The 19,351-nt window shown below is 58.6% G+C and carries 20 protein-coding genes; 8 read left to right on the top strand and 12 right to left on the bottom strand.

Translation table 11 applies throughout. The annotated features are described in order from the left end of the window. A complete protein-coding gene (locus ACR0JG_RS12795; protein WP_480570199.1) occupies nt 1–297 on the top strand; it encodes a DUF7742 family protein in 297 nt (98 codons plus the stop codon). Here ACR0JG_RS12795 and ACR0JG_RS12790 read toward each other — a convergent pair. Next, nucleotides 278–616, bottom strand: a complete 339-nt coding sequence (locus tag ACR0JG_RS12790) for a TraR/DksA C4-type zinc finger protein (RefSeq protein WP_170626669.1) — start codon at nt 614–616, stop codon at nt 278–280. The genes ACR0JG_RS12795 and ACR0JG_RS12790 overlap by 20 nt on opposite strands. Nucleotides 617–702: 86 nt before the next feature. Between ACR0JG_RS12790 and cysE the strand changes: the two genes are divergently transcribed. Next, nucleotides 703–1,512, top strand: a complete 810-nt coding sequence (gene cysE / locus ACR0JG_RS12785) for a serine O-acetyltransferase (protein WP_170396508.1) — start codon at nt 703–705, stop codon at nt 1,510–1,512. Nucleotides 1,513–1,583: 71 nt separating this feature from the next. Here cysE and ACR0JG_RS12780 read toward each other — a convergent pair whose 3' ends face one another. The 6 genes from ACR0JG_RS12780 to ACR0JG_RS12755 form a co-directional block, all read right to left on the bottom strand. Continuing rightward, complete coding sequence (locus tag ACR0JG_RS12780; RefSeq protein WP_170817908.1) at nt 1,584–2,885, bottom strand: pyruvate dehydrogenase complex dihydrolipoamide acetyltransferase; 1,302 nt, start codon at nt 2,883–2,885, stop codon at nt 1,584–1,586. 1 nt (nt 2,886) lies between these two features. Next, on the bottom strand, nt 2,887–3,147 hold the full coding sequence (locus tag ACR0JG_RS12775; RefSeq protein WP_170403080.1) for a hypothetical protein: 261 nt from the start codon (nt 3,145–3,147) through the stop codon (nt 2,887–2,889). After that, on the bottom strand, nt 3,147–4,520 hold the full coding sequence (locus tag ACR0JG_RS12770) for a pyruvate dehydrogenase complex E1 component subunit beta (protein ID WP_480570195.1): 1,374 nt from the start codon (nt 4,518–4,520) through the stop codon (nt 3,147–3,149). Before ACR0JG_RS12770 ends, ACR0JG_RS12775 begins: the two co-directional genes overlap by 1 nt. A gap of 15 nt (nt 4,521–4,535) precedes the next feature. Further along, complete coding sequence (gene pdhA, locus ACR0JG_RS12765) at nt 4,536–5,525, bottom strand: pyruvate dehydrogenase (acetyl-transferring) E1 component subunit alpha (RefSeq protein WP_170396516.1); 990 nt, start codon at nt 5,523–5,525, stop codon at nt 4,536–4,538. A gap of 172 nt (nt 5,526–5,697) precedes the next feature. Further along, nucleotides 5,698–5,997, bottom strand: a complete 300-nt coding sequence (locus tag ACR0JG_RS12760; RefSeq protein ID WP_170626672.1) for an FtsB family cell division protein — start codon at nt 5,995–5,997, stop codon at nt 5,698–5,700. Nucleotides 5,998–6,127: 130 nt separating this feature from the next. Then, complete coding sequence (locus ACR0JG_RS12755) at nt 6,128–7,318, bottom strand: phosphoglycerate kinase (protein WP_480570192.1); 1,191 nt, start codon at nt 7,316–7,318, stop codon at nt 6,128–6,130. A gap of 135 nt (nt 7,319–7,453) precedes the next feature. Here ACR0JG_RS12755 and ACR0JG_RS12750 point away from each other — a divergent pair, with 135 nt between their 5' ends. Both ACR0JG_RS12750 and ACR0JG_RS12745 read left to right on the top strand, forming a co-directional pair. Beyond that, a complete protein-coding gene (locus ACR0JG_RS12750; protein WP_170396522.1) occupies nt 7,454–7,960 on the top strand; it encodes a peptidylprolyl isomerase in 507 nt (168 codons plus the stop codon). After that, nucleotides 7,953–8,501, top strand: a complete 549-nt coding sequence (locus ACR0JG_RS12745) for a peptidylprolyl isomerase (protein ID WP_170512043.1) — start codon at nt 7,953–7,955, stop codon at nt 8,499–8,501. The genes ACR0JG_RS12750 and ACR0JG_RS12745 overlap by 8 nt, the downstream gene beginning before the upstream one ends. 51 nt (nt 8,502–8,552) lie before the next feature. On the opposite strand, the gene aqpZ is transcribed toward ACR0JG_RS12745, so the two are convergent. Continuing rightward, complete coding sequence (gene aqpZ / locus ACR0JG_RS12740; RefSeq protein ID WP_170396526.1) at nt 8,553–9,242, bottom strand: aquaporin Z; 690 nt, start codon at nt 9,240–9,242, stop codon at nt 8,553–8,555. Nucleotides 9,243–9,481: 239 nt separating this feature from the next. On the opposite strand from aqpZ, the gene ACR0JG_RS12735 reads away from it, so the two are divergent. Beyond that, nucleotides 9,482–9,847, top strand: a complete 366-nt coding sequence (locus ACR0JG_RS12735) for a cupin domain-containing protein (RefSeq protein WP_008758336.1) — start codon at nt 9,482–9,484, stop codon at nt 9,845–9,847. A gap of 176 nt (nt 9,848–10,023) precedes the next feature. On the opposite strand, the gene ACR0JG_RS12730 is transcribed toward ACR0JG_RS12735, so the two are convergent. The 4 genes from ACR0JG_RS12730 to ACR0JG_RS12715 form a co-directional block, all read right to left on the bottom strand. Continuing rightward, complete coding sequence (locus ACR0JG_RS12730) at nt 10,024–10,524, bottom strand: polymer-forming cytoskeletal protein (RefSeq protein ID WP_170585092.1); 501 nt, start codon at nt 10,522–10,524, stop codon at nt 10,024–10,026. After that, nucleotides 10,514–11,839 (bottom strand): DUF5930 domain-containing protein, encoded by a 1,326-nt coding sequence (locus tag ACR0JG_RS12725; RefSeq protein ID WP_480570188.1) that lies wholly within the window; start codon nt 11,837–11,839, stop codon nt 10,514–10,516. Before ACR0JG_RS12725 ends, ACR0JG_RS12730 begins: the two co-directional genes overlap by 11 nt. A 178-nt stretch (nt 11,840–12,017) precedes the next feature. Then, a complete protein-coding gene (locus ACR0JG_RS12720; protein ID WP_480571116.1) occupies nt 12,018–12,836 on the bottom strand; it encodes a ferritin-like domain-containing protein in 819 nt (272 codons plus the stop codon). Between the two features lie 85 nt (nt 12,837–12,921). Beyond that, nucleotides 12,922–13,383: a peroxiredoxin family protein gene (locus tag ACR0JG_RS12715; protein ID WP_170396533.1), complete on the bottom strand. Its 462-nt coding sequence runs from the start codon at nt 13,381–13,383 to the stop codon at nt 12,922–12,924. A 68-nt stretch (nt 13,384–13,451) separates the two neighbouring features. Between ACR0JG_RS12715 and ACR0JG_RS12710 the strand changes: the two genes are divergently transcribed. The 3 genes from ACR0JG_RS12710 to ACR0JG_RS12700 all read left to right on the top strand — a co-directional run bounded on the left by ACR0JG_RS12710 (nt 13,452) and on the right by ACR0JG_RS12700 (nt 19,304). After that, entirely contained in the window at nt 13,452–16,835 is a 3,384-nt protein-coding gene (locus ACR0JG_RS12710; RefSeq protein WP_480570185.1) for a YhdP family protein, read from the top strand. Nucleotides 16,836–16,879: 44 nt separating this feature from the next. Next, nucleotides 16,880–17,926, top strand: a complete 1,047-nt coding sequence (gene queA / locus ACR0JG_RS12705) for a tRNA preQ1(34) S-adenosylmethionine ribosyltransferase-isomerase QueA (protein ID WP_480571113.1) — start codon at nt 16,880–16,882, stop codon at nt 17,924–17,926. A 106-nt stretch (nt 17,927–18,032) separates the two neighbouring features. After that, the gene (locus ACR0JG_RS12700; RefSeq protein ID WP_480570182.1) at nt 18,033–19,304 is read left to right on the top strand and encodes an MFS transporter; all 1,272 of its coding nucleotides are present in this window, start codon (nt 18,033–18,035) and stop codon (nt 19,302–19,304) included. Nucleotides 19,305–19,351: the final 47 nt, after the last annotated feature.

The following is a 19,351-nucleotide window of genomic DNA, read 5'->3' as shown; positions in this document are numbered from 1 at the left end:
GTGCGGCCAGTCCTGCACGGAGATCTCAGCGCGGCGGCGCGGGCTTTGCTGGCCGCGCCGCGAACCGACCGCGATAGGATAATTACCCTCATGATTGCTGAGGCCGAACTGGCGGATCGACATGTCGCCAGAACTGGGCGGTTGCATCCTGTTTATGGAAATGGCTCGTTGATGGCAGCCGCGTGCTGCCGGCCCTTGGCAGACGAACCAAATTTCGACGATCTGCAATATTGCCAATGTTTCGAGATGGTTCTGCGCAAACTGATCCGGTTTCAAATCAGCCAGATGCGCAACTGACACATTTTGAGGCGGCTAGGTCCAGCTCTAGCCTTCCGTGCGCTATTTCCTCGCCGCAATCTTCGCAATAGCCGAAATCGTCTTCGTCCATCCGGTTTAGAGCGGCCCGAAGCCGATGCGTTTCGGTGTCGCGCCGGGCCTGTTGCGCCTTGGCCATTGCTTGATTTTGCAACGCATCCATCCGGCTGAGCCGACCCACTGCCTGTTGATCCAGCTCCACAACTGATTGCGCATCCTGACCGGCGGCGGATTGCGCGGCCAGATCGCGAAGGCGCTGGTGAATAAGCTTCCGAAAATGGTCCAGATCGGCTGAGTTCATTTTTTGTTGTAGTGCATATCAAGGGTTTGCGTTTGGTAATTTTACGACTAGATGGCTATTCTAAGCGCAGCAAAGGATGAAAAGCCATGTTCGAAACGCGCAGCCAAGTGACACCTGTGGACCCGGTTTGGGACCGCATCACCTCGGAAGCCCATGCAGCCGTCGAGAAAGAGCCGCTGATGGGCGGGTTGGTACACGCCTGTATCTTGCATCACCGCAGTCTTGAGAGGGCATTGTCCTATCGCATCTCGGCCAAGCTATGCTCGAATGAGATGTCGATGATGGTACTGCGTGAGATCGTGGATGAGGCCTATGCTGACGACAAAGCGTTGATTGAAGCCGCGCGCGCGGACCTGATGGCCGTTTATGAACGCGATCCGGCCTGCCACCGCCTGCTGCAACCGATCCTTTATTTCAAGGGGTATCAGGCGATGCAGGCTTATCGCGTAGCCCACTGGCTTTGGAACAAGGGGCGCCATGATCTGGCGTATTTCTTCCAGATGCGATCTTCCGAGATATTCGGCATTGATATCCATCCAGCTGCCCGCATCGGTAAAGGCATCATGATCGACCATGCCCATTCTATCGTGATCGGTGAAACCGCTGTGGTCGGGGACAATGTTTCGATGTTGCATTCGGTGACGCTGGGCGGAACCGGCAAGGAAGAAGAACAGCGCCATCCAACCATTGGTGACGGCGTTCTGATCGGCGCGGGTGCTAAGGTTCTGGGCAATATTGAGGTTGGCCATTGCAGCCGTATCGCCGCCGGATCAGTGGTGCTGCAGGAAGTGCCACCGTGCACGACGGTCGCTGGCATTCCCGCCAAGATCGTGGGCGAGGCCGGGTGCGATCAGCCGTCAATCTCGATGGATCATATGCTGGGGAAAGACCAGTAATTCGGAGTGAATAGACGAAAAAGGCCGCCTCGGGGTTCGAGGCGGCCTTTTTTGTGCATGATCTTCTGGGCTTAGGCCAACATGACCATCGGATTTTCCAGGTTGTCGACGATGGCTTGCAGCAGCTGAGCGCCAAGCGCGCCGTCGATGACCCGGTGATCGACCGACATGGTGACGGACATGACGGTTGCGACCGTCAGTTCTCCGTCATCGCCCACGATGGGTTTCTTGAGGCCGGTACCAACTGCGAGGATACCTGCATGCGGCGGGTTCACGATGGCATCGAAATTGTCGATGCCGAACATGCCGAGGTTCGAGACTGCGAAAGTACCGCCTTGGTACTCGTGCGGGGCCAGCTTGCGCTCGCGGGCGCGTCCAGCGAGGTCTTTCATCTCGGTCGACAGCGCCGACAGCGATTTGGTGTCGGCATCTTGCAGGACCGGAGTGAACAGACCGCCCTCGATGGCGACGGCAACAGCCACATCCGAAGGTTTCAGTTGCAGAACCCGGTCACCCGCCCAGACAGCATTGCACTCGGGCACCTGTTGCAGCGCGTTGGCGACGGCCTTGATGATGAAGTCGTTGACGCTGAGCTTCACACCCCGGCCTTCGAGCTGCTTGTTCAACTGGCTGCGGAACTTGAGTAGCGCATCCAGCTTAATGTCGCGACGCAGGTAGAAATGCGGGATGGTCTGTTTGGCCTCAGACAGACGCGCGGCGATGGTCTTGCGCATGCCATCGAGTTTGATCTCATCGTATTCGCGGCCTTCGTACATCTTGGCCACGGCGTCCGCCGATGGACCTGCGGGAGCGGCGGCGGTTGGGGCGGCTGCAGCAGCAGGCGCAGGTGCCGCTGCAGGTGCGGCTGTGGCGCTTTCCACATCGGCTTTGACGATACGGCCATGAGGGCCAGAACCTGAGATTTGAGCCAGATCTAGACCCTTTTGCGCGGCAATCCGACGAGCAAGGGGGGAGGCAAAAATACGACCGCCATCCGCTTTGGCCGGTGCCGCTGGGGCAGGGGCGGGCGCCTCGGGTGCCGCCGGTGCGGCAGCCTCGTTGCCCGCTGCGGCAGCTGGCGCAGCCGCGGGAGCAGCGGTTGGCGTTGCACCGATATCATCAGCGCTTTCCCCATCTTCCAGCAGGACTGCGATGGCGGTGTTGACTTTAACGCCTTCGGTTCCCTCAGGAATAAGGATCTTGCCGACGGTGCCTTCGTCAACGGCCTCGAACTCCATTGTTGCCTTGTCGGTTTCAATTTCGGCCAGCAGATCGCCCGAGGAGACGGTGTCGCCTTCCTTGACGAGCCATTTTGCAAGTGTGCCTTCCTCCATCGTCGGGGACAGGGCAGGCATCAGGATTTCGGTGGGCATTTCAGCGCTCCTCAATCAGAGTAATTTGGTCAAAGGGCGCCTTGGGGCGCCCGGTGCCGCGTGCGAGTGTCGCAATCGCAGCCTCGATTTTGTCTTTGTTCTCCGCCATCCAGACATAGGCGGTCTGGTGTGAGGGGCGCGCGCCGATCAACCGCATATCCGCCGCCAGTCGCTCGGGTACAAGCGCCCGCACGATGCGGTTGTCGATGTCAATCTCGACACGGTAGCATTCGGTTGCTGGATCGCGGCCCCTGATCTCCATTACCGGTAGGTCACCTGTTTCACCGCAGCGATCACCTCATCAGTGGTGATCAGCGCCAGCTTTTCGAGGTTCGCCGCATATGGCATCGGAACATCTTTGCCGGTGAGGGTGATGACCGGGGCGTCGAGATAATCGAACGCTTCCTGCATGACGACCGAGCTGATGTAGCAACCAACGGAACCTTGCGGCCAGCCTTCTTCGACGGTCACAAGACGGTTGGTTTTCATCACCGAGTTGATGATCGCACCGGTGTCCATCGGGCGGATGGTGCGCAGGTCGATCACTTCGGCGCTGATGCCGTCTTCGGCCAGTTTGTCTGCGGCTTCCAGCGCATATTGCATGCCGATGCCGAAGCTGACGATGGTCACATCCGAGCCTTCGCGCCAGATGCGGGCCTTGCCCAGCGGGATGGTCAGGTCATCCACTTGCGGCACGTCGAAGGACCGGCCGTAGAGGATTTCGTTTTCCAGGAAGACCACCGGGTTCGGGTCGCGGATGGCTGATTTCAGCAGACCTTTAGCATCGGCTGCGGAATAGGGCATCACCACTTTGAGACCGGGCACCTGCATGTACCATGCGGCGTAGTCCTGCGAGTGTTGCGCGGCCACGCGGGCAGCGGCACCGTTAGGGCCACGGAATACGATCGGACAGCCCATCTGACCGCCAGACATATAAAGCGTTTTGGCGGCAGAGTTGATGATCTGATCAATCGCCTGCATGGCGAAGTTGAAGGTCATGAACTCGACAATCGGTTTCAGCCCGCCAAAGGCCGAGCCGACGGCGATGCCGGTGAAGCCGTGTTCAGTGATCGGGGTGTCGATGACACGTTTGGCACCGAATTCATCGAGCAGGCCTTGAGAGATTTTATAGGCGCCCTGATATTCAGCGACTTCTTCGCCCATCAGATAGACATCTTCGTCGCCGCGCATTTCTTCGGCCATCGCGTCGCGCAAGGCTTCGCGGACGGTTTGCTGCGCCATCTCGGCGTCGGCAGGCCAATCGGGCGACAGGTCCACAACCGGAGCAGCGGGGGCTGCTGCGGCAGGAGCGGGGGCCTCAACCGCCGCAGGGGCGGCTTCGGCCTCCGCTGCGGCTGCGGGCGCAGCCACGGGCAGGGCGGAGGCGTCTTCACCATCTTCGACCAGGATCGCGATAGGGGTGTTTACTTTGACCCCTTCGGTGCCCTCGCTGATCAGAATCTTACCGACGATGCCTTCATCGACGGCTTCGAACTCCATCGTAGCCTTGTCGGTTTCGATCTCGGCCATGATGTCGCCCGAGGATACGGTGTCGCCTTCCTTGACCAGCCACTTGGCCAATGTGCCCTCTTCCATCGTGGGCGAAAGGGCGGGCATGAGAATTTCGGTTGCCATGTCTTATTCGTCCTCTCAGGCGTAGATATCAGTCCAGAGCTCGTCCAGCGACGGCTCGGGGCTTTCTTTCGAGAATTCGGCGGCCTGATTGACGACCTCTTTGATCTCTTTGTCGATCGCCTTCAGGTCATCCTCGGTCGCGTGTTTGCCGGTTAGCAGCAGCTCGCGTACATGTTCGATCGGATCGCTTTGTTCGCGGACCTTCTGAACCTCTTCGCGTGTACGGTACTTGGCCGGGTCAGACATCGAGTGGCCGCGATAGCGGTAGGTTTTCACCTCGAGGATGTAGGGACCTTTGCCCGCACGGCAGTGGGCGACCGCTTTTTCACCTGCGGCTTTGACGGCCAGCACATCCATGCCGTTCACCATTTCGCCCGGTATTCCAAAGGCTTGGCCGCGGTGGTATATGTCGGCCGAAGAGGTCGAGCGTGCTTGCGCGGTGCCCATGGCATACTGGTTGTTCTCGATCACGAATACCACCGGCAGTTCCCAAAGAGCAGCCATATTGAAGGTCTCATAGACCTGACCCTGGTTGGCCGCGCCGTCACCGAAATAGGTGAAGGTGACGCCGCCGTTCTCTTTATACTTGTCAGCAAAGGCCAAACCCGCACCCAGCGGAACCTGTGCGCCGACGATGCCATGGCCGCCATAGAAATTCTTCTCTTTCGAGAACATGTGCATCGAGCCGCCTTTGCCTTTGGACAGCCCGCCTTCGCGACCGGTCAATTCGGCCATTACGCCGCCCGGGTCCATTCCACAGGCCAGCATGTGGCCGTGATCGCGATAGGACGTGATGCGCTTGTCGCCTTCTTTGGCCGCGGCCTCAAGGCCGACAACAACCGCTTCCTGACCGATGTAGAGGTGGCAGAAACCCCCGATCAGACCCATGCCGTAGAGTTGACCTGCCTTTTCCTCGAATCGGCGGATCAGCAGCATCTCGCGGTAATATGTGGTCAGTTCTTCCGCAGAAACATTTGGTTTCTTTGTGGTTTTTCGCGCAGCCATAGTGGCGATCTCCCCCTTTCGGCAAGATAGTTTAGCGTTAAACTATCTCATAGAGCATTTCACACGTTCTGGCGAGTACTAATGTTACGTGAGGGCAGGATACGCGAGTTGCGGCCTGCCACAGCTTATCTTCCGTGCGTTAAGGTACAGAGATTCTTAGTCAAAAATTTCGTCAGCGGATGACGATCTCATCCGCGCGGATCATGCCGAGCACTGAGCGGGCCTGTTGATCCAGCAGATCGAGATCCAGATAGGTGTCTGACAGTCGGCGGGTCAGGTTCTCCATCTGCTCGATTTCGGCGTTCAGCTGCGCCAGATCGCGAGACAAAACATCGCGTTCGGCGGCAATCTCGACCCGGCGAAACAGACCGTAATCCCCTTGAACGGCGGCAAAGGTGAAATACACCCCCAGCATGAAGGCGATCGTGAAGAAAATGAAAGCCCCTAAACCGGGCCGATTGGAACGGGACACTGTGTTAACCGCCGTGTGAAATACTGCCTCAGAAACGCACCCTTTTTGGATGTCTCGACGCACTATGTCACAGGTGATTCGGGTTGTGAATCCCCTGAGTAGAAAAAGCTGAGACCTGAGGTTTGAGCGCTTATAGTTCCAGCGCAGCCACACCCGGCAAGGTCTTGCCTTCCATCCATTCAAGGAAGGCACCACCAGCAGTAGAGATATATGCGAAATCCGTTGCCGCGCCCGAGGCGTTCAGTGCGGCCACCGTGTCGCCCCCGCCCGCGACCGAGGTCAGCTTGCCATCGCGGGTTAGTGCTGCGGCCTTCAGCGCCGCCGCATTGGTTGCGGCATCGAACGGGGTCAGCTCAAACGCCCCCAGTGGGCCGTTCCAAATCAGGGTCTGGCTTTTTTCCAGCACTTCGGACACGGCTGCGACGCTTTCGGGACCGGCGTCTAGGATCATCGAGTCAGAAGGGCACTGATCAGCGGGCAGCACCTGATGCGGCGCGTTGGCCTCGAACACTTCGGCCACGACGATGTCGCGCGGCAGGACGATCGTACAGCCAGCGGCTTCGGCCTTGCCGAGGATTTCGGCGGCGGTACCGGTCATGGCGTGCTCGGCCAGTGATTTGCCGACATCGATCCCCTGCGCCAGTAGGAATGTATTCGCCATGCCGCCACCGATGACCAGATAGTCAACCTTCTCGATCAGGTTGCCCAGCAGGTCCAGCTTGGTCGACACTTTGGCGCCCCCGACAACCGCTGTCACAGGCCGCTTGGGCGCGCCCAGGGCGGCCTCAAGTGCGCTCAGTTCCTGCTGCATCAGGCGTCCGGCACAGGCGGGCAGCAGACGGGCCAGCGCCTCGGTCGAGCTGTGGGCGCGGTGCGCGGCCGAGAAGGCATCGTTGCAATAGATGTCGCCCAGCTTTGCCATGCCTTGGGCAAGTGGGACGCTGTTCTTGGTCTCCTCGGCATGGAAGCGGGTGTTTTCCAGCAGCAGAACCTCACCTTCCACCAGGGCGGAGGCTGCGGTTTCAGCCTCATAGCCTACGCAATCATCGGCAAAGCGCACGGGAACCCCGAAAGCGTATTCAAGTGCTGGCACAAGCTGCTTCAATGACAGCTCGGGTACATGCTGACCACCGGGGCGTCCGAAATGGGCCAGCAGGATGGGTTTACCGCCTGCGGCGAGGATATCGCGCACGGTTGGCACGATCCGTTGAATGCGGGTGTCGTCGGTCACCACGCCATCCGCGACCGGTACGTTGATATCCACGCGCACCAGAACCCGCTTACCGCCAAGATCCATATCGTCCAGAGATTTCCAGCCCATCGCGCTCATCCTTGCCCATTGCATCCAATTTCAGCGGTTCTTTTCCTGCATTTTGCGTTCAGGTCAATGCGTCACTTGGCATTCGCGCGCCCGCGTCATAGGTATTTGCGCAAGTTTCAAAGACAGGAGGGCCAGATGGCCGAGATCAAAGACCCCGAAAACACGATCATCATTGAGCTGAAAGACGGCAATGTCGTCATCGAATTGCTGCCTGATGTGGCCCCTCAGCACTCGGCCCGCATGAAAGAGCTGGCGCGTGGTGGTGAATATGACAACGTCGCCTTCCACCGTGTGATCGACGGGTTCATGGCGCAAACCGGCGATGTGCAGCATGGCGACATGGAAGACGGGTTCAACATTCGTATGGCAGGCACCGGTGGATCGTCGCTGCCGAACGTACCTGCCGAGTTCTCGAAACTGCCTCATGATCGCGGCACGTTGGGTGCGGCACGCTCGGCCAACCCGGATTCGGCAAACTCGCAGTTCTTCATCAACTTCAAGGACAACCATTTCCTGAACGGCCAGTACACCGTGTATGGCCGCGTCATCGACGGGATGGAGCATGTAGACGCGATTGTGCGTGGTGAGCCGCCAGCGAGCCCCGACCGCATGATCAGCGTTAAGGTGGCTGCTGATGCATAAGCTGGCTGCAGTTTTTGCCTTGCTGGCCAGCCCTGCGCTGGCAACCGGGCTTGAGATCGAGATCGAGGGCGAGGGCGCCAATGGCACCGTCACCGTTGATCTATTCGAGGATATTGCACCCAAGCATGTAGAGCAGATCACCGCTCTGGCCGCTGCTGGTCAGTACGATGGGGTTGTGTTCCACCGTGTGATCGATGGGTTCATGGCGCAGACCGGCGATGTTGAGTTTGGCCGTGTCGGTGGCGACATGCGTCGTGCGGGTACGGGTGGATCGGATCGCCCTGATCTGCCTGCCGAGTTCTCGGATTTCAATTATGACCGGGGTGTTGTCGGCATGGCGCGGGCGCAGGATCCAGACAGCGCGAACTCGCAATTCTTCATTATGTTCGAGCCCGGCCCGTTCCTGAATGGTCAGTACACGGTTGTCGGTCAGGTGACAGAAGGGATGGACGTGGTCGATGCGATCAAGCGGGGCGATGGCCCTAATGGCGCAGTGATCGGACAACCGGATGCGATGAAAAAGGTCACTGTGACCGAATAAAAGAAAACCCCGGCGCGCTTCTGCGGGCCGGGGGTTCTTGATGCGGCCGGGTCAATCGTCGTCCGACATCGCCCGCCAGATCAGTGCGCCAATCGCACCGCCGATCAAAGGTGCCACCCAGAAGAGCCACAGCTGCGCCAGTGCCGGACCATCAGCAAACAACGCCACGCCGGTTGACCGGGCAGGATTTACGGAGGTGTTCGTCACCGGGATCGAAATCAGGTGGATCAGCGTCAATCCCAAACCAATCGCGATCGGGGCGAACCCGGCAGGCGCGCCGCTGGAGGTCGCACCGAGAATGATCACGATGAAGAACGCCGTCATGACGATTTCGATCACCAAGGCCGACATCATCGAATAGCCTTCGGGTGACGCCTCGCCATACCCGTTCGAAGCAAATCCTCCGACACCTTCGAATCCGGGCGCGCCACTGACGATCAGGTACAGCACCGCTGCTGCGGCGATCGCTCCGATCACCTGCGCGATCCAGTAGGGGATCAGATCCTTGGCATCGAACCGCCCGCCGATCATCAGCCCAAGGCTGACCGCCGGGTTGAAATGCCCGCCCGAGATATGACCGACCGCGTAGGCCATGGTCAGCACCGTTAGGCCGAAAGCGAACGAAACGCCCAGCCAGCCGATACCCACATCGGCCACACCTGCAGCCAGTACCGCGCTGCCGCAGCCGCCGAGTACCAGCCAGAATGTACCGAAGAATTCGGCCATGAGTTTTGATGACATGAAAAGCCCTCCAGAAATCAATGACTTTTAGGTTAATTCAAAAAACGCTTTTTGTGAAACTGTGAGAATGCGGGGAATTTTCCTTCAAGACACGTCAGATAGGGGGGCTGTTAGGGAATATGCTTATTCCGGTGTGTTGGCGATTAAGAACGACACACTCGGCCCAACTTGCGTTTTTCTCCTTTGCGCCCCAATGTCCGGTATCGGTTTTGGGCTTGTGATGTGGCGGGGGTATCAAAGTGAAGTTCAAAAAACTGTATTCGGATGCTCAAGGCGAAAGCCATTGGAAAGACATCGAAGTCGAACTTGAAGAGCAAAGCTTTGCACCACCTGCGAAAGCAATCGAGATTTCAAAGCCAGAAGCTGTCAAGCAAACCATGTTCTTGAGACTCAAGAAGGGTTGGGATGAGCCAATTCATCCCACACCTGTCGCTCAAAAGCTCATTTGTCTTTCTGGCTCAGTGCGCGTGACCGCGAGCGACGGGGAATTCAGAGATATTGGTCCGGGTGACGTCTGGCATATGGAAGACAAACACGGCAAAGGCCACCACACAGTTGTAACAAGCGATGATGATTTTCTTTCGATGATCGTGCAGTACGAGTAGCGGGGGCAACGCAGACCAAGCCCTCCTGATCAACCAAGCGCATTGCGGCACTTGCGCGGTGTAAGGCCGCTTCGTCCCGCATTGAGGTCATTGTTAGATTTAGACGAACAACCCAAAACAAAAAAAACGCCGCAGGGTATCCTGCGGCGCTGTCAATTTGTCTTCTCGACAGAGGCTTACTGCTTCACTTCCGCCGCCGGGTTGGCACCGGATTTGCCGCTGCGGCCAGGGTTCAGCGGGTCGTCCTGACGCTGGACAGACCCTTCGAAATGGGCACCGCTTTCGATGGCGATAGTCTTGTGGATGATGTCGCCTTCAACGCGTGCAGTCGAAGTCAGGCGCACCTTCAAGCCACGGACGCGACCCACGATGCGGCCATTGACAACAACGTCGTCAGCGGTGACTTCTCCCTTGATGGTGGCCGTCTCGCCGATGGTCAGCAGGTGGGCACGGATGTCGCCTTCGACGGTGCCCTCAACCTGAATATCGCCTGAGGTTTTCAGATTGCCGGTGATGTGCAGATCCGAGGATAGGACCGACGCGGGCGGCTTTGGCTTGGGCGGGGTGCTTGCCTTGGTTTCAGCCGGTGCAGGGGCCGCCGGAGTGGCCGGAGCGGCCGGTTTCGCTGCCTCAGTCTCTTTCGATCCGGGTTCGTTGATTTTGCTCTTAGAAAACATTTCTCGCAGCCTTGATGTAAGTCATTGGGTTAACAGGTTTTCCGTTCACACGGACCTCGTAGTGCAGGTGTGTGCCGGTCGACCGTCCGGTGCTACCCATATCAGCAATATGATCCCCGCGCGAGACCCTTTGACCAACCTTTACGCGTACCTTGGTGTTATGAGCGTAAAGTGTCTCAATCCCAAAGGCGTGCTTGATCTTTACCAGCCGTCCGAAACCCGATTGCCAGCCGGCATGAGTGACAACACCATCAGCAGTCGCGAAGATATCGGTGCCCGAGGGGCCGGCGAAATCAGCGCCATTATGCATGCGGCGACCGCCGGTCTTTGGGTCGCGGCGGGTTCCGTAGCCACTGGTATAACGGACAGCGGCGCGCACCGGGCTGGCGAAGGGGGCCTTTTCCGCAGCGATGCGATAGAGGTTCAGCTGGTCCATCTGTTCCAGCAGGATATTGGCGCGGATCTGGTCGGGGCTCAGCTCCTCACCGCGGGTGCTGAAGGATAAAGGGGTCAGCGGACCGCCCATACCGCTATATCCGCGCCGAACTTCGTCGAGGATACGATCTGTTGGCATGCCCGCGCTGCGGAACATCTTGTCGAGAGGTTCGACCGAGATCAGCATCGCCTCTTCCAACTGGCGGAAAATCTCGTCGCTGCGCTCCTGCATCAGGCGGATTTCAAGCTCCAGCTCGTCACGCTGGTCCAACGCGCCTTGCGCATCGGCAGCGATCTGGTCGCGCTGCGCCGCGGTCCGGGCCAGGGCATCGGTCATAAATGCCATCTGTTCCGGGTTTGCCGATGCCATCGCATAAGCCGCGTCCGCATCAGTGCTGGGTTGCAGTTCGGCCAGTTTGGTCCGCGCGTCTTCGCGCTGCTTCATAGTGGCACGCAGCGTGGTTTGGATCACCTCGATGCCGGTTTCCAACTCGCGCCGGCGGTTCTCGGATTCCAGCAATTCGGACTGCATGACCGAAATCTGTTCCAGAGCTGCGTTAAACCTGTCATGTGCAGCCAGCGCTTCGGCCGCACGCGCATCGCGCTGTTCCGACAGGATGTTCAGACGTTCTTGATACGTAGCCTGATCGCGCTTGGCCTGTTCCCGGAAATTGCCCGATCCGATGCTGTCCATCAACAGAACTGACGTGGCAATCGCGGTCCAGGCGACCATCACCGACACACCGGCGACTGCAGCGATCTGAGTTTCAGAACTCAGTCGGATGAACCGCGTGTCGTTGTCAGATTTCAGAAAAACACGGCGCTCTGGAAAGTGCCGCTCGAGCAGTGAGTGTAGTTTAATTGCCAGACGTGTCCGCACGCGTCCTACCTCAATTGTCCCCATATCTCGGAGCCGGTCGTGAGTGAGTAGCCGCTCCTTGACGCGATTGCATAAAGCGGTCGAGGCATTCGGGCAAGTTTGTTAACCAATCAAGAGCTATGAACGGAGAATTACCGCACGTGATCGGCGAGAACTTGCCGATAGCGAGCATTTGCTGTCAGTCCGACACAACTCCGGGTGGTGGCAGGTCTTCGGTCAGGGGCCAATAGAAATCTGGCGGCAGTCCGGCCTCGGCCCGTTTCTCTTCGTTAAATGGTGGTTTCAGCGCGCCGTGGAAGTAGCGGCGGACGAGGGCGTGGAATACATCCTTGGGGTCGGCATTCTCGCGCCCGCACAAGAAGTGGAACCATTTCGAGCCATAGGCGACGTGACCAACTTCCTCGGCATAAATCACTTCCAGTGCAGCGACTGCGTCGTCAGCCTTGGCCTTGCGGAAAATGTCGATCATTCCGGGGGTCACGTCCAACCCACGTGCCTCAAGCACCATTGGGACGACGGCAAGACGACCCATAAGATCCTGTGAGGTGTCCTCGGCGGCGCGCCACATGCCTGCATGGGCGGGCAGGGCGCCATAGTGGCTGCCCATCTGTTCGAGGCAGTCGCAGACCATCTCAAAATGGCGCGATTCTTCTTCGGCGCATTTCACCCAATCGTCATAGAAGCCGATGGGCATGGGCACATCCCCGAACCGGGCGATGATGTCCCAGTGCAGATCAACGGCGTTCAATTCGATATGGGCAACGGCGTGCAACAGCGCGATACGACCTGCTTCTGACCCCGGCCTGCGGCGGGGTACATCGCGGGGCGATAACAGCTCGGGTTTATCGGGACGCGCAGGGTAAATCGGAGGCTCGGCAGTGCCCACTGCGATTTCGGGTGCTTCGCCTTTTCGGGCGGCAAACCATTCGGCGGCATAGCGTTTGGACATAGCCGTCTTCTCGCGCTCGACCGATGTGGTCAGAATCTCGGTCGCCATTTCGGTCAGTGTTTTTGACACGCTTGCCCCCTTACGCTGCACTCCGCGCGGGTCATACCCTTGATGCCCGCGCGGGTCGAGAGGGCTAGAGCGCGCGTGCGGCCTCCAGCACTTCGTCCACATGACCCGGCACTTTCACCTTGCGCCAGACGCGGGCGATTTTTCCATCCGCATCAATCAGAAAGGTCGAGCGTTCGATGCCCATGGATTTGCGTCCGTACATGTTCTTTTCGACCCAGACGCCATAATCTTCGCACACGCTCTGACCCTCATCGGACAAAAGCGGCGTCGTAAGGCCGTGCTTGGCGACAAATTTGTCATGCTTTGCCACGGTATCGCGCGAGATGCCGAAAACGTTAGCACCCGCATCCGCAAAGGCTTGTAGTTGTTCCGAGAAACCGATGGATTCCTTGGTGCAGCCCGGCGTATCATCGCGGGGATAGAAAAACAGAACGACCGCGCGGCCACGCTGTTCCGACAGGGTCACCTCGCCGCCGCCGTCGCGAGGCAGTGTAAAGTCGGGTGCGATGTCTGAGACTTCGGGCATATTCAAACTCCGGCTGAGATATTAACGGTTGCCGCATATCATAGGGCTCCGTTGACAGGTTGAAAGGCGTGAGACGCAAATTGGTCCAGCAAGAACAGCAGGATGACACGAAGGCGGATAAGAAACCCCGCCGTCGGTCGCGGCGTCGGACCGCAGGCCTGTGGACATTGCGCGGTGTCTTCATCCTTGGATTTCTGGCACTGGTCACCGGCTTTATGGTTGTCGGCCAGCGCATGCACGCGCCGGATTGGTTGCGCGACCGGGTCGAGGCGCGCCTTGATCAGACATTGGGTGGCGTCAAAGTTCGGTTCGGCGATGTCAGTTTCATCATTCATGAAGGCTGGCGTCCGCGATTGCGACTGACCGATGTTCGTATCAGCGATGCGGACGGACGGCAGATTGCCGAAGTGTCCGACCTGCGGGCCAGCCTGTCGATGCGCCCGCTGTTGCGCGGGCATGTGCGCCCGAAGCGGATCATATTGCAAGGCGCGCAGATTGCACTGACACGGGGTGTCGATGGAGCGCTGTCGCTGACGGTCGGTGCCGGAAGTGCGCCGGTCGGTCAGGCCCGGAACCTGGCGCAGCTGATTGAATCATCGGACGAGGTGTTCCAGGCACCTATTTTGTCAGCGCTGACCTCGGTCGAACTGGATGCAATTACGCTGGACTATCAGGACCTGCGGTTGGGCCGGTCCTGGGTGCTGGACGGCGGGCGTATTCAGGCCAACCGCAGCGCGGGTGAGATTCGTCTGGCCACCAATTTCTCGGTGCTGGCCGGTCGCGATTATGTCAGCACGATCGAGGCCAACTATACCAGTTTGCTGGGCAGTCCGGCTGCGCAGTTCGGCATCTCGATCACCGATCTTCCCGCCGAGGATATCGCAGGCCACAGCCCGGCGCTGGCATGGATGCAGGTACTTCGCACACCGATCTCAGGTGCTTTGAGGGGTGGCATTGATACTGAGGGCGCGCTGGGGCCGGTCTTTGCCACGTTGAATCTGGGTGCAGGCGCCGTGCAGCCCACGCCTGAAACAACACCGATCAAATTCGACGCGGCGCGGACGTATTTTACCTACGACCCGAAACAACAGGCGCTGGATTTCAACGAAGTCTCGATCCAGTCTGCCTGGGGTACGGTGCAGGCAGATGGCAAGGCCTTTCTACATGGGGTCAAAGCTGGCGGGTTGGACAGTATGTCGGGGCAGTTCCGCCTCAGCGGGATTGAGATCAACCCGGCCAATCTGTTCCCCGAAGCACTGAATCTGACGCGGGCCGATGTTGATTTCCAGATGAAACTTGCGCCGTTCCGTATACAGCTGGGGCAAATGACGGTTGAAGACGGTGCACATCGCGCACGGCTCAGCGGGTCTCTGGCTGGTTTGAACGACGGCTGGGTCGCAGCCATCGATGCGCAGATTGATCGGATGAGCTCTGATCAGCTGTTGAACTACTGGCCCGAACGACTTGCCCCGAAACCGCGCCTTTGGGTCACCGATAACCTCTATCACGGAGAAATGTCCGATCTGGATTTCGCCCTGCGTCTACGGCCCGGCGAAAAGCCGGACATCTATGCGGATTTCGAATTCGACAAGACCGAGATTCGGTTCGCCAAGACGTTGCCAACTATCCAAGACGCGCAGGGGCAGGCCAGCCTGCTCAACCGGCGCTTTACCGTCTCGGCGCAAAAGGGGATTGTGATCGCGGATGAAGGAGGTACCGTTGATGCCTCGGGCACCTCGTTCATCATCCCCGATACCGGCATCAAAAAAACCACCCCGGCCATTGCGCGGATTAAGGCCAGCGGCAGTGTAACCGCAGCCATGTCATTGCTGGACCGCCCGCCGCTGCAACTGTTGACCAAGGCCAATCTGCCGGTGGATCTGGCCGACGGTCAGGTCAGTCTGAGTGGAACGCTTTCCTTGCCGCTGATCAAGGGCCTGAAGCTGGAAGATACCAGGTTCCATTTCATTGGCGAGTTGTCGAATTTGGACAGCAGCAAGCTGGTACCCGGATTTGAAGTCAGCGCAGACCGATTGGACCTGAACGGGGATCAGACGCAGGTGGCCATCCAGGGCGAGGGGCTGTTTGGCGTCGTACCGGTTGAAGCGCTTTGGCGGCAGCCGATCGGAGGCGAAACCCCGCAGCAAAGCGAACTGACAGGTCAAATCGAACTCTCCCCGCGTTTGATGGAACAAATCAATGCCGGACTGCCGCGTGGCATGTTGACCGGAGAGGGGATCGCCGATTTCAGCCTGAGTCTTGGTGCGGGTGAGCCCCCGCGCTTGTCGGCACAGTCCGATTTGGTTGGCGTGGCGTTGGCGATCCCTGAGCTTGGATGGCGCAAATCAGCCAGCACTGGCGGCTCTCTGACTGCCGAGGCCACGCTGGGCGCTCAGCTAAGTGTCGATTCCCTTCGGATCAACGCTGCTGGTTTGCGGACAACTGCAGCGATCTCGTTCCGGGATGGCGGGTTCGAAAGGGTCCGGTTCAGCACGTTCGAACTGGGCGACTGGCTTGCAGTTCCGGCGGAATTGATTGGGCGTGGTGCCGCGCTGCCAGATATCCGTGTGTTGGGCGGCGTGCTTGATCTGGGAAAATCCACCATCGGTGAGGGAGGTAGCAGCGGTGGTGCTGCTGGGCCCGGGCCAAAGCTGGATGTGAAGCTGGACCGACTACAAGTCACTGAATCCGTTGCGTTGACCGGGTTGACTGGCTCGTTTCAAACCACTGGCGGATTGACCGGCAGCTTTGCGTCGCAAGTCAATGGCGGTGCAGCGATCCGCGGTCAGGTCACCCCGCGCGCGTCCCGATCTGCGGTTGGTCTAACCTCGGACGATGCAGGGGCGGTTCTGAGATCAGCGGGGGTTCTGACGCAGGCACGCGGTGGAACAATGCAATTGCAACTGGATCCGATCGCAGAGCCTGGAAATTATGACGTCGACCTGAAAATCAAAAATACGCGGATCACGGACGCCCCGGCCATGGCAGCGATATTGAACGCGATCAGTCTGGTGGGGTTGCTGGATGAAATGGCGGGGCAAGGTATTTTCTTCGCAGCCATCGACAGCAAAATGCGTATCACTCCGACCGAGGTGAAGGTGCTGAGCGGTAGTGCCGTAGGTCCATCAATGGGGCTGTCCTTTGATGGTACGGTCGACACTGTAGCCGGGATGCTGAACCTGCGCGGCGCGATTTCACCGATCTATCTGGTCAATGCTATTGGCAGCGTTCTGACCAAAAAGGGGGAAGGTATCTTTGCCTTCAACTACACTCTGTCCGGACCGCTGTCCGACCCGCAAGTTTCGGTCAATCCTCTGTCTGGTCTCGCACCTCTGTTTCTGCGCAACCTGTTGCGCGAGCCTGCGCCAACGGTCTCGGATGGCCCGAATGCCACACCGGATCGATCTGGCGAACCCAATCCCGCCTTCCAGACACGTGGTGAGGATCGCTGATCTGAGCTGTGGCCGAATCTGTCGGGCCGATGTATGGCGCGGCCATGAAACTCAGCGACTTTGACTTCCACCTGCCCGAACACCTGATTGCCACGCGTCCCGTCAGCCCGCGCTCGTCAGCGCGACTGCTGCTTGCGCAGGGTGATGCTGTTCAGGACCGGCACGTGTTCGATCTGCCGGACATATTGCAGCCCGGGGACCGTCTGGTGCTGAACGACACCCGCGTCATTCCCGCTCGCCTCAGCGGTCGCCGCCACCGTGACAGCGCGCAAGGGCCGGTATCTGCCGCGATTGAGGCAACGTTGCTGGACCCGCAATCTGATGGTTGTTGGGCCGCGCTGATCAAGCCGCTTAAGAAGATCAAACCGGGCGAAGAGATCGTATTCTCCGACGATCTGAGCGCAACCCTGGACCGAGTTGCCGATGGCCAAGCCTATCTGCGCTTCAACCTGACCGGAGAGGATTTCGATCAAGCGTTGGAGCAGGCGGGCGCGATGCCGTTGCCTCCCTACATCGCAGCGAAACGTGCAGCGGATGAACAGGACAAGACCGACTACCAAACTGTGTGGGCGCGAAACTCCGGAGCCGTAGCGGCCCCAACCGCGTCCTTGCATTTTGATGATGCGCTTTTGCAGGCGCTATCGGAGCGCGGTGTCGAATTCACGCATGTCACACTGCATGTGGGGGCAGGCACATTTCTGCCGGTCAAAGTGGAAGACGTGACCACCCACAAGATGCACGCCGAATGGGGACGGGTCAGCGCGCAGGCCGCTGCCGAGATTGCGGCGACCAAAGAAGCGGGCGGGCGCGTTATCCCGGTGGGCACAACTGCCCTTCGACTGATCGAAAGCGCAGCACGACGCGGCCGGATCGCGCCGTGGGAAGGCGAGACCGATATCTTCATATACCCAGGTTTTGAATTTCACGTCACTGATGCGCTGATGACCAATTTCCACCTGCCGAAATCCACATTGCTGATGCTGGTTTCGGCGTTGATTGGGCAGGATCTGGTCAAGTCGGTCTATGACCACGCTATCGCAGAAGAATATCGCTTTTTCTCATACGGCGACGCGTCTCTGCTGATACCATAGTCGTATCTTGGCCATCTGCGCCCTTACAATGTCGTAGACAAGCGCGACGTGCTTCGTCATTGACGGCAAAGCGGACAAAACACACCAGCAATTTTGGATAGGCAGAATGCTTCAGGTTCTTTCCAGCGCTTGGGCGCTTCTTCTGGGAATGGGGTTGCTGATGGTCGGCAATGGCCTGCAAGGCACGTTGCTGGGGGTGCGTGGAGAAATCGAGGGATTCTCGACCTTCGAGATGTCCTTTGTGATGTCGGCCTATTTCCTTGGGTTCCTTGGCGGCTCGCGTCTGGCACCTGAAATGATCCGCCGCGTGGGGCACGTGCGCGTGTTTGCGGCGCTGGCCTCGTTCATCTCGGCTGTCATGATCATGTATCCGATGCTGACCGATCCAATTGCATGGTCGATTGGCCGCGTGATTATCGGGTTCTGTTTTTCGGGCGTGTATGTGACCGCGGAAAGCTGGCTGAACAATGCCGCAAACAACGAGAACCGAGGGCAGGCGCTGTCGCTTTATATGATGGTGCAGATGACAGGTGTGGTGAGTGCCCAGGCCTTGTTGCTGGTCGGCGACCCGGCAGGATATGAGACCTTTGTCATCGCTTCTATATTGGTTTCGATCTCATTTGCGCCTATCCTGCTGTCCATTTCTCCGACCCCGGCGTTCGATACCACCAAACCGATGACATTGCGCCAGCTGATGGAAACATCGCCGCTGGGCTGCGTCGGCATGTTCTTGCTTGGCGGGATATTTTCAGCGCAATTCGGGATGAGCGCCGTTTATGGCGCTCAGGTTGGATTGAGTCTGGTCGAGATTTCGACCTTCGTAGCGGTGTTTTATATCGGCGCCGTAGTCCTGCAATATCCGTTGGGCTGGATGTCCGACAGAATGGACCGCCGTCTGCTGATCATGCTGGTGGCCGCTGTTGGTGGGGTAGGCGCCTTGATAGGCATGATACTGGGCGTCACTTTCACCATGCTTCTCGTAGCTGCCTTTATCATCGGCGGCATGACAAGCCCGCTCTATTCTCTGTTGATCGCGTATACCAATGACTACTTGGAGTATGACGATATGTCGGCGGCTTCGGGCGGCCTGGTTTTTATTAACGGCTTGGGCGCTATCGCAGGTCCAATTATCACCGGTTGGCTAATGGGGGCTGGCGTGCTCGGCCCACAAGGCTTTTTCCTGTTCATCGCGGCGCTGATGTTCATCATGGCCGCCTATGCGGCCTATCGTATGACCCAGCGCGTCTACAAACCCGTGGATGAAACCGGATCGATTGCCCCGATTTACCCGACATCTTCGCCCGTTGCTCTGGAAGTTGCGCAAGAGGTCGCCATTGAGGCAGCCCAGGACGAGCAGGATACGCAAGAACCCGCCTGAGCGCCGGAAATGTGACTTTTGTGTTGCAATATGTTACTGTCACAAAT

The organism is Ruegeria sp. AD5 (assembly GCF_056542345.1).
Note: the sequence above shows the minus strand (reverse complement) of the source record. Positions and strands in the feature narration are given on the sequence as shown.